12 protein-coding genes are annotated in these 13,068 nt (G+C 73.1%); 6 read left to right on the top strand and 6 right to left on the bottom strand.

The annotated features are described in order from the left end of the window. The first annotated feature begins 553 nt into the window (after positions 1-553). Positions 554-853 (top strand): hypothetical protein, encoded by a 300-nt coding sequence (locus HB370_RS39655; RefSeq protein ID WP_167513124.1) that lies wholly within the window; start codon positions 554-556, stop codon positions 851-853. Between the two features lie 42 nt (positions 854-895). On the opposite strand, the gene HB370_RS39650 is transcribed toward HB370_RS39655, so the two are convergent. Both HB370_RS39650 and HB370_RS39645 read right to left on the bottom strand, forming a co-directional pair. Further along, entirely contained in the window at positions 896-1,279 is a 384-nt protein-coding gene (locus tag HB370_RS39650) for an HNH endonuclease family protein (RefSeq protein WP_244405885.1), read from the bottom strand. Between the two features lie 307 nt (positions 1,280-1,586). After that, the gene (locus HB370_RS39645; RefSeq protein WP_167513122.1) at positions 1,587-2,861 is read right to left on the bottom strand and encodes an MFS transporter; all 1,275 of its coding nucleotides are present in this window, start codon (positions 2,859-2,861) and stop codon (positions 1,587-1,589) included. Positions 2,862-3,038: 177 nt separating this feature from the next. Between HB370_RS39645 and HB370_RS39640 the strand changes: the two genes are divergently transcribed. From HB370_RS39640 to HB370_RS39630, 3 genes are all read left to right on the top strand, one after another. Continuing rightward, positions 3,039-3,638: a GNAT family N-acetyltransferase gene (locus HB370_RS39640; protein WP_167513121.1), complete on the top strand. Its 600-nt coding sequence runs from the start codon at positions 3,039-3,041 to the stop codon at positions 3,636-3,638. Between the two features lie 274 nt (positions 3,639-3,912). After that, complete coding sequence (locus HB370_RS39635) at positions 3,913-4,755, top strand: cytochrome P450 (RefSeq protein WP_167513120.1); 843 nt, start codon at positions 3,913-3,915, stop codon at positions 4,753-4,755. 116 nt (positions 4,756-4,871) lie between these two features. Continuing rightward, positions 4,872-6,059 carry an aminotransferase class V-fold PLP-dependent enzyme gene (locus tag HB370_RS39630; protein ID WP_167513119.1) on the top strand — a complete coding sequence of 396 codons (1,188 nt, stop codon included), beginning with the start codon at positions 4,872-4,874 and terminating at the stop codon, positions 6,057-6,059. Between the two features lie 123 nt (positions 6,060-6,182). On the opposite strand, the gene HB370_RS39625 is transcribed toward HB370_RS39630, so the two are convergent. From HB370_RS39625 to HB370_RS39610, 4 genes are read right to left on the bottom strand one after another with little or no spacing between them, the layout of a single operon-like run. Further along, a complete protein-coding gene (locus HB370_RS39625; protein ID WP_167513118.1) occupies positions 6,183-7,325 on the bottom strand; it encodes an XdhC/CoxI family protein in 1,143 nt (380 codons plus the stop codon). Next, entirely contained in the window at positions 7,318-9,456 is a 2,139-nt protein-coding gene (locus HB370_RS39620; protein WP_167513117.1) for a xanthine dehydrogenase family protein molybdopterin-binding subunit, read from the bottom strand. Before HB370_RS39620 ends, HB370_RS39625 begins: the two co-directional genes overlap by 8 nt. Continuing rightward, on the bottom strand, positions 9,453-10,445 hold the full coding sequence (locus tag HB370_RS39615) for a xanthine dehydrogenase family protein subunit M (RefSeq protein ID WP_167513116.1): 993 nt from the start codon (positions 10,443-10,445) through the stop codon (positions 9,453-9,455). The genes HB370_RS39620 and HB370_RS39615 overlap by 4 nt, the downstream gene beginning before the upstream one ends. Continuing rightward, the gene (locus HB370_RS39610) at positions 10,442-11,026 is read right to left on the bottom strand and encodes a 2Fe-2S iron-sulfur cluster-binding protein (protein ID WP_167513115.1); all 585 of its coding nucleotides are present in this window, start codon (positions 11,024-11,026) and stop codon (positions 10,442-10,444) included. Before HB370_RS39610 ends, HB370_RS39615 begins: the two co-directional genes overlap by 4 nt. Before the next feature lie 268 nt (positions 11,027-11,294). Between HB370_RS39610 and HB370_RS39605 the strand changes: the two genes are divergently transcribed. Beyond that, the gene (locus tag HB370_RS39605) at positions 11,295-11,873 is read left to right on the top strand and encodes a TetR/AcrR family transcriptional regulator (RefSeq protein ID WP_167513114.1); all 579 of its coding nucleotides are present in this window, start codon (positions 11,295-11,297) and stop codon (positions 11,871-11,873) included. Positions 11,874-12,059: 186 nt separating this feature from the next. Next, positions 12,060-12,575: a lytic polysaccharide monooxygenase auxiliary activity family 9 protein gene (locus HB370_RS39600; protein WP_167513113.1), complete on the top strand. Its 516-nt coding sequence runs from the start codon at positions 12,060-12,062 to the stop codon at positions 12,573-12,575. The last annotated feature ends 493 nt before the right edge of the window (positions 12,576-13,068 follow it).

Genomic DNA, 13,068 nt, shown 5'->3' with positions numbered 1-13,068 from the left:
CGTTCAGGCCCTCGTGTGGCCGCTGATCACACTCACCCTCGTGTATGTCCTGCGTGCGCACCTGAGGGACGCGTTCGCGCGCATGACACGGGTGGAGACACCGGCCGGGTCGATCGAGTTCGCGGTCGAGGCGCGCGACGTGCTGAACCAGGCGGAGAGCGTCGGCGACGGCGCGGGGCCGGTGCCGGCGTGGAGTGGGTCCCGGACGGCCCACGGTGTGCCGGCACCCGCCGGGCCGCCCTCGGGCAACGGCCAGAGCACGGACTACCCCTTGCCTGCCCCAGCCGGATCCGGATACGGCTACCCCCCGCCGGGGCACGCTCCGGGCGGGCCCGGGCATGGCCACACCCAGCCGGGACAGCCCGCTCCAGGCGGGCCCGGGCAGGGCCAGCCTCAGCAGCCTGGTCTCGGCGGACCCGTGTACGGCCAACCCCAGCCGGGGCAACCCGGTTCCCTCGGGCCGGTCGTGCTCCACCCCGGGCCTGTCGCGCCCTACCCGGCGGAGCAGAGGCCCGGGCCGGTGTGGCGGGACGGGTTCCGCGTCGCCAGGGGCATGGCCGACTCCGTGCCGACGGCGGCCGTCGTCACGGCATGGGACGTACTGGAACGGCTCTGCCGGGAGGCTGTCCTGGCGCGCGGTCTGGGCTGGCAGCCGGCCGACGTGGCGTCCCTCGGCAGGGCGCTGGTCGCGTGCGGCCTGCCCACCGGCAGCGCGGCCGTCCTGACGCGCCTGCGCGGTCTGCGCGACCGCGCCCAGCACCTCTCCAACGGCGTCACACCCGGCGCCGCACGCGATGTCATCGACGCCTGCCTCGCCCTCGCCCGCGAGATCGAGACACTGCGCGGAGGGTGACCGAACGGGCAGTTGTTCAGCACCCCGGATCCCGCACCGGGTTCAGCACCGCCTGATGCCGAGAGGCAGTGGGGCGGGCAGGTCGGCTGGCCCGCAGCGGTCGAGAGTCTCCGCCAGCACGGCTTCCTCACCGGAGTCGACGCTCAGGCTCCAGCGCGACTTCTCGGCGACCCGGTCGGTGGCGTACTGGCAGCGGTAGCTCTCGGCAGGCGGGAGCCACCTGGTCGGGTCCTGGTCCGCCTCCGACCGGTTCGACGCGGCCGACACCACGCTCAACGCCCGCCCGTCGCCCAAGTCGTTGGCATAGGCCTTCCACTCCGCCGGCGACCAAGCGGAGGCGCCGGAGTCCCATCCCTCTGCGAGCGGGATCAGATGGTCGATCGACACGATCCACGGCGGCGTCCCCACGCCGGACGCACCGCTCAACTCCCACCCCGGACACGGCAACTAGGACGGATCCACCCCATTGTGTTAGCCCTTGTAAGCGCTCTGCGGTCGCCTTCCTTGTGCAGACAGGGCACCCAGGCGCCGGATCCGGTCACCTCGGCTGTCGGCGACGTCCGCGTCACCGAAATGCTGGTGACGGATAAGGGGGCATTGTCGGTGCCGGAAAATTTCGCGCGATCCATTTCCATCCGCCCTCGCACGGAGCGAAAAGAGGCGGTGACTTCCCGGAGCAACCTGTGGCTGTCGCAGTCGCCGGCTTCCGTGAGAACGACGGCGTGGAACGGCGCTATTTCCCGGCGCACTCGTCGCGGGCCGTCTCCGTGCCGGATTCGTCCGCCTGCGGCGATCGCGCCGGCGGCATGCCGCGCAGAAGTGGCAGGCATGCCAGGAGCAGCAGGCCCGCCGTGGCCCAGGGGGCTCCGGGGCCTACGCGTCCGGCGAGGACGCCGCCGAGCGCGGCGCCGACGGGCATGGTCCCCCAGGCGGCGAGGCGGTAGCCGCTGGTGACACGGCCCAGCATCCCGGGCGGGGTGAGCCGCTGCCGCAGCGAGACCGTGCAGACGTTCCACAGCACCACGGCGGCACTGTTCCCCGCGAGCATCAGCGCCACCAGCGGCCACCACGGCAGTACCGCGACGACCAGGTAGGTGAGCGCGGACACGGTCACCGACGCGATCAGGCTCCGCGCGGTGCCCAGCCGGTGCGCCGTCCACGCCGCCGACCTGGCTCCGGCCAGGCTGCCGAGGGCCGCCGCCACCAGCATCAGGCCGTAACCCCAGGACGGCAGGCCGAGCTTGCCCTCCACGTACACGACGAGCACCGCGTAGACCGCCTGCTGACCCACGCCGAGCACCGCGACCACCGCCATCAGGCGGCGCAGCACCCGGTTGCCGCCGAGCAGCCGCAGGCCGGCCCACGTGCCGCGCAGCAGACCGGCGACCCCGCGTTCCGTCCGCTCCCCCGGACCGAACCGGGGCAAGCCCCTGAGCAGGAGCGCCGAACCGAGGAACGTCACCGCGTCCACCGCGAACGGCCAGGGCTGCCCGACCGTCCACAGCGCCGCCCCGAGCGGCGGCCCGAGGAAACCGGTGCCCGTGATCTGCGCCCCGATGATCCGGGCGTTCGTCCGCTCCAGCTGCCGGTCCTCGGCCAGCCCCGGTACGACCGCCTGGGCCGCGCTGTCGAAGAACACCTCGGCGACGCCACAGAGGAAGGCCAGCACCACCAGCGACATGACGGGCACCCACCCGACGACCGTCGCCGCGGTCAGCGCCGCCAGCAGCGCGCAGCGGGCCAGATCGGCTCCCACCATGGACCGGCGCGCCTCCGTACGGTCGACGAGGGTGCCGATGAGCGGTGCCAGCAGCCAGGGCGCCCGCCCGGCGGCGGCGACCACCGACACCCAGAACACGTCCCGCGTGACGGCCGCCGCCAGCAGGGGCAGCGCCGCGAACCGCGCGCCGTCCCCGACCGAACTGAGCGCGTTCGCGGTGACCAACCGGCTGAGCGGCACCGCACGAACGGGAGCCGTACGACGGTCGGACAGCCAACCGAATTCCATGGGTGGGTGTTTTCCTTGTCGACGGTCAGGCGGGAGCCGGCGGTCGCCGGACGACACACCACACCACACCGCGGTACCCGGCATCAAAGCAACAGCACTTGAAACCAGGCGACTTTATGGACTCTTTTCTGACACCTCGCCCCTCGTGCGCGGAAGCTCGCACAGTGGTTGTGAGAGATGGAGACCTTCGGGACCCGCGCCCCGGGAGAACCGGCCGTCCGGCCGCTGGCGCCGGAGGGCGAGGCCGGTGTCGCCCGTCTGCTGGCGGCCTGTGAGGACTACTTCACGGCCGCCACCGGCTCGGCCGCGCTGCCCGGGGACGTGCAGAGTCTGTACTACTCCCTGCCCGAGGGCGCGGACTTCGACCAGAAGCACCTGCTGGTGCTGTGGCACGAGGGCGTCCCGGTGGGCCTGGTCGACGCGGTGCAGGGCCATCCGGACCCGGCCACCTGCTCGGTGGGGCTGTTCCTCCTCCACCCGCAGGTACGCGGCGCGGGACTCGGCACGCGGGCGGCGCGGCATCTGCTGCGAGAAGCCGAGGCCCGGGGCACGCGGCGCGTCACGGCCACCTGCCCGCCGGACTGGGCGCCGGGCATCGCGTTCCTGCGACGGCTGGGCTTCGAGGTGCGCCGGCCCGGGCCCCGGCAGTCCTCCACCGTCGGAAACCGGCTCCGGCGCCCCGCGGAGACGCGCCTGTGCACCGCGGTACTGCGCCTCGGAGCAGACGCCGACGGTGCTTCCGCGCCGGAGTGCCAGGCCGGGGGCGAGGCGTCATGACGGCCGTTCCGCCGTTCCTCGACGCGGGCCCCGACGGCGTCGCCGAGGACCTGGCCGCGGCCTACGCCCTGGTGCACACCTTCGACACGGACCGAAGCGGGCCACCGCCCGGGAACCCGCACGCGGAGTTCGCCGCCCTGCGCCACCGGGGCCCGGTCCACCGGTCCACGCTGGAAGCGGTACTGACCGGCGCCCGCGTGCCCGGCACGCCCGGGACTCCGGCCTGGCACGTGGTGTCCTACGGGATTTCTCCTCCGCCGCCTACGCCGACAGCATGGGCCGGGTGGTCGGCCGGTCGTTCCTCGAGATGGACGGCGCCGAGCACCGGGCCCGGCGGAACGCGCTGCACGGAGGCTTCCACCGGCAGGCCGTGACCGAGCAGCGGTCCCGCGTCCGCCGGAGCGTCGACGCCCGGCTGCGCGCCCTGGCGGACCAGGGCGGTGGGGACCTGGTCGGCGACCTGGCCTTCCCGGTGGCGCTGACGACCATAGCGGGCATCATCGGTTTTCCGCCCGGAACACGGATCGGCACCTTGTACACCTGGGCGGTCGGGCTGCTCGACGACGCCGACGGAAAGATCGCCACCGCCGTGGCGGAGTGGCTCGGCACACCCTCGGCGTGGCCCGCGCGCAGCCTCGTGGGCCGGCTCCTGCGCCACGAGGACCCGGTGATCGGCACCGGACCCGAACTCCTGCCCACGGTACGCCTGTTGCTGTCCACCGGCACCGAACCGCCGTTCCGTTCCCTCGCCACGCTGATGTACGCGGTCCTCTCCGACCCGGCACTCCTGGAGACCGCCCGCGCCACCGAGCGGGGGGCCACGGCCGTGATCCAGGAGTGCCGGCGCTGGGAGTGCCCGCTGACCTGGGTTCTGCGCCGGTGCTCCACCGACACGGACCGCCTGGACATCCACCGGCGGCCGCTGCCGCACCTGGCCATGGGCACCGGCCCGCACATCTGCCTCGGCCGGCACCTGGCCGCCCTCGAGGCCGGCGAGATCCTCGCCGGGCTGGCCCGTATGGCACCACGGGTGGGACCGGGCCGTCCCGCCCTGGACACCGACGGCGTCGAAGGCCGCGGCTTCAGGTCACCGAGGCGCCTCATCCTGCGGTGGTGACCCTCCCTCCCGCGCGGTCGGCAGGGCGAGGGCGCGACGGATCCTCCGGACGAGGGAGAATCCCAGGAGCGTCGCAGTCTGCCCCGTGCCCGCCAGGGCGAACGTGAAGGAGTGCCGTGCCGGAAGCAGTGAACGTGGCCCGTGCCCGCCGGGAGACTCCCGGGTGCGCGAACGTCGTACACCTCAACAACGCCGGCGCGGCACTCGCCCCGGCTCCGGTCCTCGAAGCCGTCATCGACCATCTGCGGCTGGAGGCGCGGCTCGGCGGTTACGAGGCCTCGATGGCCCGGGCCGCTGAACTCGACGCGGTCTACGAGTCGATCGCCCGCCTGATCGGCTGCCGGCCGCACGAGGTCGCCGTGGTCGAAAGCGCCACCCGGGCCTGGGACATGGCCTTCTACGCGATGCGTTTCCGGCCCGGCGATCGCATCCTGACCTCCCGCGCCGAGTACGCCAGCAATGTCATCGCCTTTCTGCAGGTGGCCCGCCGCACCGGCGCCCGCGTCGAGGTGATCGACGACGACGAACACGGCCAACTGTCGGTGGCGGACCTGCGACGGCGCCTGGACGACGACGTCAAGCTCGTCGCCGTCACCCATGTGCCCACCCAGAGCGGCTTGGTGAACCCCGCGGCGGAGATCGGCCGGCTGACCCGCGCCGCCGGCGTCCCCTATCTGCTCGACGCCTGCCAGTCGGTGGGGCAACTGCCCGTCGACGTAAGCGAGATCGGCTGCGACATGCTGTCGGCGACCGGGCGCAAGTTCTTGCGCGGACCGCGCGGTACCGGCTTCCTCTACGTCTCCGAACGGCTCATCGAGCAACTGGAGCCGCCCTTCCTCGACTTGCACGCCGCGACGTGGACCGGTCCGGAAACGTACGACATCCGGTCCGACGCCCGGCGGTTCGAGGCGTGGGAAACCAACTACGCGGCGAAGATCGGTCTCGGTGTCGCTGCGGACTACGCTCTGGGCTGGGGCATCGAAGCGATCGAGGAGCGGGTCACGGCTCTCGCCGCACGGCTGCGGCACCGGCTCGCGCAGACGCCCGGAGTGACCGTCCAGGACCGTGGCCGGCGTCTGTGCGGCATCGTCACGTTCACCGTCGACGGCGTGCCCGCGGCCGAGGTGCGGCGACAGCTCGCCGCGGCAGGCGTCAACACCAGTGTGTCGGCGATCACTTCGGCCCGCTACGACCTGGGCGCGCGCGGCCTGTCCGAAGTGGTGCGTGCGTCGGTGCACTACTACAACACCGACGAGGACACCGAGCGGCTGTGCCTGGCGCTGGACTCCCTCTCGGCGGTCTGAGTCCGAGTGCCCGCCCGCCCGCGCAGGCCGGTGTGCCGGGCACCTCGCCGACGGGCGGGGTGCCCTCCCCTCGTACCGGAGAAGGGTGAGCACCCCGCCGCTCGTCGTCCCTGCCGAGGGCCGTCAGGCGACCGCCTGCCTGCTTCCCTCTCCCGTCTCGTGATGGATCGGCGTGCCGGAACCGGTCAGGGGGACGCCCGTTCCGCCCCGCCGGGTGGCGACGATCTCCGCGACGATCGAGAGGGCCGTCTCCTCCGGTGTGCGGGCGCCGAGGTCGAGGCCGATCGGTGAGCGCAGCCGGGCCAGTTCGCGTTCGGTCACGCCTTCGGCCCGCAGCCGCCGGTCGCGGTCCTCGTGGGTACGGCGTGATCCCATCGCGCCCACGAACGCGGCCGGCATCCGCAGGGCCGCCTTCAGCAGGGGCACGTCGAACTTGGCGTCGTGGGTGAGCACGCACAGGACCGTACGGGCGTCGGTCCCGGTGCGCCTCAGGTAGCGGTGCGGCCAGTCGACCACGACCTCGTCGGCGTCCGGGAAGCGGTCGCGGGTGGCGAAGACGGGGCGGGCGTCGCAGACCGTCACGTGGTAGCCGAGGAACTTCCCGGCCCGGGCCAGCGCGGACGCGAAGTCGACCGCGCCGAAGACGATCATGCGCGGGGGCGGCACGTTCGACTCGACCAGCAGCGTCACACCGCCGGGGCAGTGCGAGCCGTCCGCGGAGAGCTCCACGGTGCCGGTGCGGCCCGCCTCCAGCATCGCCCGGGCCTCGGCCGCCGCCGTCCGGTCCAGGTCCGGGTGACCGCCGAGACCGCCCTCGGCCATGCCGTCGGAGCGGACCGACAGCACCCGCCCGAGGAGTTCGGCGGGGCCGCGGACGACCCGGGCGAGGGCCGCCGGTTCGCCTCGGGCGGCGGCGGACAGCACCGGCCCGAGGACCGTCCGCTCGGGGGCCCGCGCCGCCACCGGCGTGATCAGTACGTCGATCGTTCCGCCGCAGGTCAGCCCCACGGCGAAGGCGTCGGCGTCGCTGTAGCCGAACCGTTCGAGGACGCTCTCACCGCTCCGCAGCGCCGCAGCGCACAGCTCGTACACCGCGCCCTCGACGCAGCCGCCGGAGACCGAGCCGATGACGGTGCCCTCGCGGTCGACGGCGAGGGCGGCGCCGACTCCGCGCGGTGCGCTGCCGCCCACGGCCACCACGGTGGCGACGGCGAATTCCCGGCCCTCCTCGGTCCAGCGGTGGAGTTCCCCTGCCAGGTCAAGCATCCGGCGCTCCCGCGGCGGCCGCGAGGACGCGGTCCGGCCGGATGGGCAGGCTGCGGTGGCGTACGCCGGTGGCGTGCCAGACCGCGTTGGCGACGGCGGCCGCGGCGCCGACGATGCCGACCTCACCGACGCCCTTGATGCCGACGGGATCGTCGGGGTCCGTGTCCTCGATCCAGTCGGCCTCGAGGCGGGGCACGTCGGCGTGGGTGGCCACGTGGTAGCCCGCGAGGTCGGCGCCGACGACGCCACCGGAGGCACGGTCCCGGGCCGCCTCCTCGTGCAGGGCCATGGAGATGCCCCAGACCATGCCGCCCAGGAGCTGGTTGCGGGCGGTGAGCGGGTTGACGATCCGGCCCGCCGCGAAGATGCCGAGCATGCGCCGCACCCGCACCTCGCCGGTGGTGACGTCCACGGCGACCTCGGCGAACTGCGCGCCGTAGGAGTGCCGTTCGGCGGGGCCGAGGGCCTGGACGGCCTCGGTGGTGTCCGATCGCACGGTGAGGCCCTGCGCGGGGATGTCGGTGCCGAGGGCCAGTCGTTCGCGCAGTTCACCGGCCGCCGCCTCGACGGCCCAGGACCAGGAGCGGGTGCCCATGGAGCCGCCGGCGATCATCGCGGGGCCGAAGTCGCTGTCGCCGATGCGCACCCGGATCCGCTCCGGGGACACCTGGAGCGCGTCGGCGGCGATCAGGGCGAGTGCGGTACGGGCGCCGGTGCCGATGTCGGCCGCGGAGATCCGTACCGTGAACGTGCCGTCCGGATGCGCGGTGGCGCTCGCGGTGGACGGTGCCGAGCCCGCCGGGAAGGAGGCCGCCGCCGTGCCGGTGCCGAGCAGCCAGCGCCCCTCCCGGCGCACTCCGGGGCGGCTGTCCCGGTCCGCCCAGCCGAACCTGCGGGCGCCCTCCCGGAAGCAGGCGGCCAGGTAGCGTCCCGCGAACGGCAGGCCCGACACCGGGCCCGTCTCGGGTTCGTTGCGCAGACGCAGTTCGATCGGGTCGATCCCGCATTTCTCGGCGAGTTCGTCGAGGGCCGCCTCCAGTGCGAACGATCCGGGAGCCTCCCCCGGGGCGCGCATCCACGTCGGGGACGGCACGTCGAGCGGCACGACGTGATTGGCGGTGTGGTGGGCGTCGGCGTCGTACATCACCCGCGCCACCCCGGCGCTCGGTTCGACGAACTCGTACACGGTGGAGGTGCGGCTGACGGAGCGGTGCTCCAGTGCGCGCAGCCGTCCGTCGGCGTCGGCGCCGAGCCGGACGCGCTGGACGGTGGGACTGCGGTGGCCGGCCAGCGCGAACATCTGACGCCGGGTCAGGGCTACGCGTACGGGCCGTTGCAGGAGGGTCGCGGCCATCACGGCGGCCACCTGGTGGGCCCGGACCCCCTTGCTGCCGAAGCCGCCGCCGACGTGTTCGGAGCGTACGCGCACGGAGGCCGGGTCGAGGGAGAAGAGGTTCTGGAGTTCGCCGGCAACCCAGGTGACGCCCTGGTTGGAGTCGGTCACCTCCAGCCGTCCGTCGTCCCAGCGGGCGGTGGCCGCGTGGGGCTCCATGGGGTTGTGGTGCTCTTCGGGAGTGGTGTATTCGACGTCCACGACGAAGGCGGAGGAGGCCAGCCGGGCGTCCAGGTCGCCCTTCTCCGTCACCGCCGGCTCATGACCGTCCACCGGGTGGGCATCGGGGTGATCGCCCGTCAACTCGACGTCGTGCGGCTGTTGTTCGTAGTGCACGACGAGCGCTTCGGCGGCCTCCCTCGCCTGCTCGGACGTCTCCGCGACGACCAGCGCGACCGGCCAGCCCAGGTGCGGCACCCGGTCGTGCTGGAACACGGCGCAGGTCGGGTCGGGCCGCAAGCCCAGCAGGCCGGTGTAGTCGGTGTTCAGGTGCGGGGCGTTGCGGTGGTCCAGCACGGCGAGGACGCCCGGCATGGCGAGGACGGATTCGGTGTCGAGGGAGCGGATCCGGCCGCGGGCGATCGTGGACAGCACCAGCCAGCCGTGGGCGAGGCCGGCGAAGGGCACCTCTGCCGCGTAGCGGGCCGCTCCGGTGACCTTGTCCCGTCCCTCGACGCGGGTGTGGCCGGTGCCGACGGACGGTGCGGGTGCGGACGTCGTGGTGGTGGCGGTGCTCATCGGGCGGTTTCCTCCGCGAGTTCGGTCAGGACGGTCACCGTGAGGTTGCGGATCAGGTCCACCTTGTAGCCGTTGCGGGGCAGTGGGCGGGCCGCCGCCAGTTCGGCGTCCGCCGCGGCGGCGTAGGTCTCGGGGGCGGCCGGCGCTCCGGTCAGGACCCGCTCGGCGGCCGAGGCCCGCCACGGCCTGGAGGCGACGGCCCCGAAGGCCAGGCGCGCGTCCGTCACGATGCCGTCCCGGATGTCGAGGGCGGCGGCGAGGGAGCCGATGGCGAAGGCGTAGGAGGCGCGCTCGCGCACCTTGCGGTAGCGGGAGTGGGCGGCGACCGGGGCCGGCGGCAGCGTGACGCCGGTGATCAGCGCGCCCGCCGGCAGGGCGGTCTCCCGGTGCGGGGTGTCGCCGACGGGCAGGTAGAAGTCGGCGAGCGGCGACTCGCCCGGCCCGTCCGCTGTTTCGTAGTGGACCACGGCGTCGAAGGCGGTCAGGGCCACGGCCATGTCCGAGGCGTGTACGGCCACGCAGTGGTCGGAGGCGCCCAGGATCGCGTGGTTGCGGTGTTCACCCGCGATGGCGGGGCAACCGCTGCCGGGGGCACGCTTGTTGCACGGCTGACTGACGTCGGTGAAGTAGCCGCAGCGGGTGCGCTGGAGCAGGTTTCCGCCGACCGTGGCCATGTTGCGCAGCTGCCCCGACGCACCGGCCAGCACGGCCTGGGCGAGCGCGGGGTAGCGGCGCCGGACCTCGGGGTGGGCGGCCAGGTCGCCGTTGGTGACGGTGGCACCGATGCGCAGTCCGCCCTCGGCTGTCACCTCGATCCGGTCGAGCGGCAGCTCGCGGATGTCGATGAGCCGTGCGGGACGCTCGACACCCGTTTTCATCAGGTCCACCAGGTTGGTGCCGCCGCCGAGGAAGCGGGTGTCCGGGGCGGCGTCGAGCAGTGCCACGGCACCGGCGACGTCGTACGCCCGCTGATAGCCGAACTCCCTCATATCACGGCCTCCTTGGCCCCGCCCGTCGCGGCGTCCTCGTGTCCTTCGCCGGTGTGCGCCTCCGCCGCGCGGGCCACCGCCTCGACGATCGCCACGTAGGCGCCGCAGCGGCACAGGTTTCCGCTCATCCGCTCCCTGATCTCGTCGGCGGTCAGGGGCGGCGGCCCCGCTTGCGGACGGACGTCCTCGGTGACGGCGCTCGGCCAGCCCGCCGCGTGCTCCTGGATCATTCCGATCGCCGAGCAGATCTGCCCCGGCGTGCAGTAACCGCACTGGAAGCCGTCGAGGTCGAGAAAGGCCTGCTGCACGGGGTGCAACCGCTCGCCGTCGGCGACGCCTTCGATGGTGGTGATCTCCCGGCCCTCGGCCGCGACGGCCAGTTGCAGGCACGCCACGGCCCGGCGCCCGTCCAGCAGGACCGTACAGGCACCGCACTGCCCTTGGTCACAGCCCTTCTTGGTGCCGGTCAGATCGAGCCGCTCGCGCAGTGCGTCGAGCAGGGTGGTGCGGTGGTCGACGGGCAGCGTGTGCTTCTCGCCGTTGATCTTCAAAGTGATGACACTGGACGTCGATAAGGCCATGCGCTGCTTCTTTCGCGATTCAGGACAGACGGGTGGGCCGACAACCGGGACACAGCGGTGGGTGGAGCGCGTCGTGCGGGCCTGCGCCCGGCGGCGGGCGAAGCGAAGGTATGCGGGTACGAGGCCGGACAGTGCAGCCGGCGACTGCCACAGGGCCGTTGCGGCCGCTATGGTAGGCGCGAACGGACAGCTGTCCGTTTCCTTGGAATCTAACGGACAGCTGTCCGCTTAGCAAGGGCGAGCTTTGGCCACGCCTTAAGGGGGACGCATGCCTCAGCAGGGGGACTCATGCCGACGCTCCGACGCCCAGCGCAACCGCGAGCGCATCCTGGAAGTGGCGCTCGCCGAGCTGTCGCGCTGCGCGGACACCCCGCTGAGCGGGATCGCCAAGAAGGCCGGCGTCGGGCAGGGCACCTTCTACCGCAACTTCCCCAACCGTGAATCCCTCGTCCTCGAGATCTACCGCCACGAGATGCAGCAGGTCGCCGACAGCGCCCGGCACCTGCTGGACACCCGCGCACCCGACGAGGCCCTGCGCGCCTGGATGGACCGGCTGTCCGAGTTCGCCATGACCAAGGCCGGACTGGCCGACGCGATCCGGCAGGTGACCAGTGCACCGGGCGGCCCCGCGAAGCCGTCTCCGACACCCGTGGCCCATGCGGCGGAACTGCTGCTCCGCGCCAACGAGGAAGCCGGCACCATTCGCCCCGGCGTCACCGCGGACGACTTCTTCCTCGCCATAGCCGGCCTGTGGCAGCTCGACCCGCACGACGACTGGCGGCCGCGCGCGACCCGGCTCTTCGACCTGCTCATGGACGGCCTGCGCACGAGAGCACGCCGACGGTGAAGCGCCGCGCCCCCGAGTGCGGTCGGACCCAACTCTCGCGTCCGAGGACTGGTTTGGTCTAGACCAAGCAGGGTACGCTTCCGTCACTGCACATGGTCGCCCCTACGGCCATAGTGCCGTTGCTTGACATGCTCATGCCCGCCTTTGCCTTCGCATCGACGGGCACGAACCCCCACAGGAGTTGTCATGAAGAGCAAGAAGATGCTGGCCGCCGCCATCGGCGCGGGGATCGCCCCGCTCCTGGCCGTGAGCCTGCCGGCCGGCAGCGCGAGCGCGCACGGCTACATATCCTCGCCCCCCAGCCGGCAGGCCCAGTGCGCCGCCGGCCTGGTCTCCTGCGGTTCCATCAAGTACGAGCCGCAGAGCGTGGAGGGCCCCAAGGGTCTGATGAGCTGCAGCGGAGGGAACGCCGCCTTCGCCGAGCTCGACAACGACAGCAAGGGCTGGAGGGTCACCCCGGTCAGCCGGACGACCAGCTTCAGCTGGCGGCTGACGGCACGGCACGCCACCAGCACCTGGCAGTACTACGCGGGTGGCCGGAAGATCGCGGAGTTCAACGACGGTGGCGCCCGGCCGGGCGAGACCGTCACCCACCAGGTGAACTTCGGCAGTCTGACCGGCAAGCAGAAGGTGCTGGCCGTGTGGAACATCGCCGACACCGCCAACGCGTTCTACGCCTGCGTGGACGTGAACGTGAGCTGACGCGTGTGCCGCCGGTGCCCCTCGGGTGCTCGTCCCGGGGGGCAGCGGGGACCGGACCCCGGCGGGAGAGAGCCGGGGCCGCGCCGTGCAGGGGACCGGGGGCTCGCCCAGCAGGAACCGGAAAGCTCACCCTCAGGCGTCCGGGAGCTACGGGCGGGACGGGGGAGCTGCGGGCGGGCCGCCGGTCGGCCCGGGCCCTGGCCGACCGGATCCAGCGGGCGCGGCGAATCCAACGGCGCGTCCAGTCCGGGCCGGCGGGGCCGGCAGCACGGCGGATCCAGCAGGCACGTCGGATCCGGCAGGCACGGCCGGCAGAGCGGTCACGAGGGCGCTCCCGTCACCGCCGCCCGCCCAGCCCCGCCATACCCCCCGGCGAGCCCTGCCCGCCGGCCGCGCCAACCCCACGAGCCCCGCCAGCCCTCCAGCCCCGCAACCCCGCAGCCCCGCAGCCCCGCAGCCCCGCCAGGAGACCGAACCACCCGCTCGCCACATC

It is taken from the genome of Streptomyces sp. DSM 40868, assembly GCF_011820545.1.
Classification (GTDB): Bacteria; Actinomycetota; Actinomycetes; order Streptomycetales; family Streptomycetaceae; genus Streptomyces; species Streptomyces eurythermus.
Note: the sequence above shows the minus strand (reverse complement) of the source record. Positions and strands in the feature narration are given on the sequence as shown.

Bases quoted from the DNA above. Each gene is read 5' to 3' on its own strand.
- HB370_RS39655 (WP_167513124.1), top strand. From the start codon at position 554: ATGGCCGACTCCGTGCCGACGGCGGCCGTCGTCACGGCATGGGACGTA.
- HB370_RS39645 (WP_167513122.1), bottom strand. From the start codon at position 2,861: ATGGAATTCGGTTGGCTGTCCGACCGTCGTACGGCTCCCGTTCGTGCG.
- HB370_RS39640 (WP_167513121.1), top strand. From the start codon at position 3,039: ATGGAGACCTTCGGGACCCGCGCCCCGGGAGAACCGGCCGTCCGGCCG.
- HB370_RS39635 (WP_167513120.1), top strand. From the start codon at position 3,913: ATGGGCCGGGTGGTCGGCCGGTCGTTCCTCGAGATGGACGGCGCCGAG.
- HB370_RS39625 (WP_167513118.1), bottom strand. From the start codon at position 7,325: ATGCTTGACCTGGCAGGGGAACTCCACCGCTGGACCGAGGAGGGCCGG.
- HB370_RS39620 (WP_167513117.1), bottom strand. From the start codon at position 9,456: ATGAGCACCGCCACCACCACGACGTCCGCACCCGCACCGTCCGTCGGC.
- HB370_RS39615 (WP_167513116.1), bottom strand. From the start codon at position 10,445: ATGAGGGAGTTCGGCTATCAGCGGGCGTACGACGTCGCCGGTGCCGTG.
- HB370_RS39610 (WP_167513115.1), bottom strand. From the start codon at position 11,026: ATGGCCTTATCGACGTCCAGTGTCATCACTTTGAAGATCAACGGCGAG.
- HB370_RS39605 (WP_167513114.1), top strand. From the start codon at position 11,295: ATGCCTCAGCAGGGGGACTCATGCCGACGCTCCGACGCCCAGCGCAAC.
- HB370_RS39600 (WP_167513113.1), top strand. From the start codon at position 12,060: ATGAAGAGCAAGAAGATGCTGGCCGCCGCCATCGGCGCGGGGATCGCC.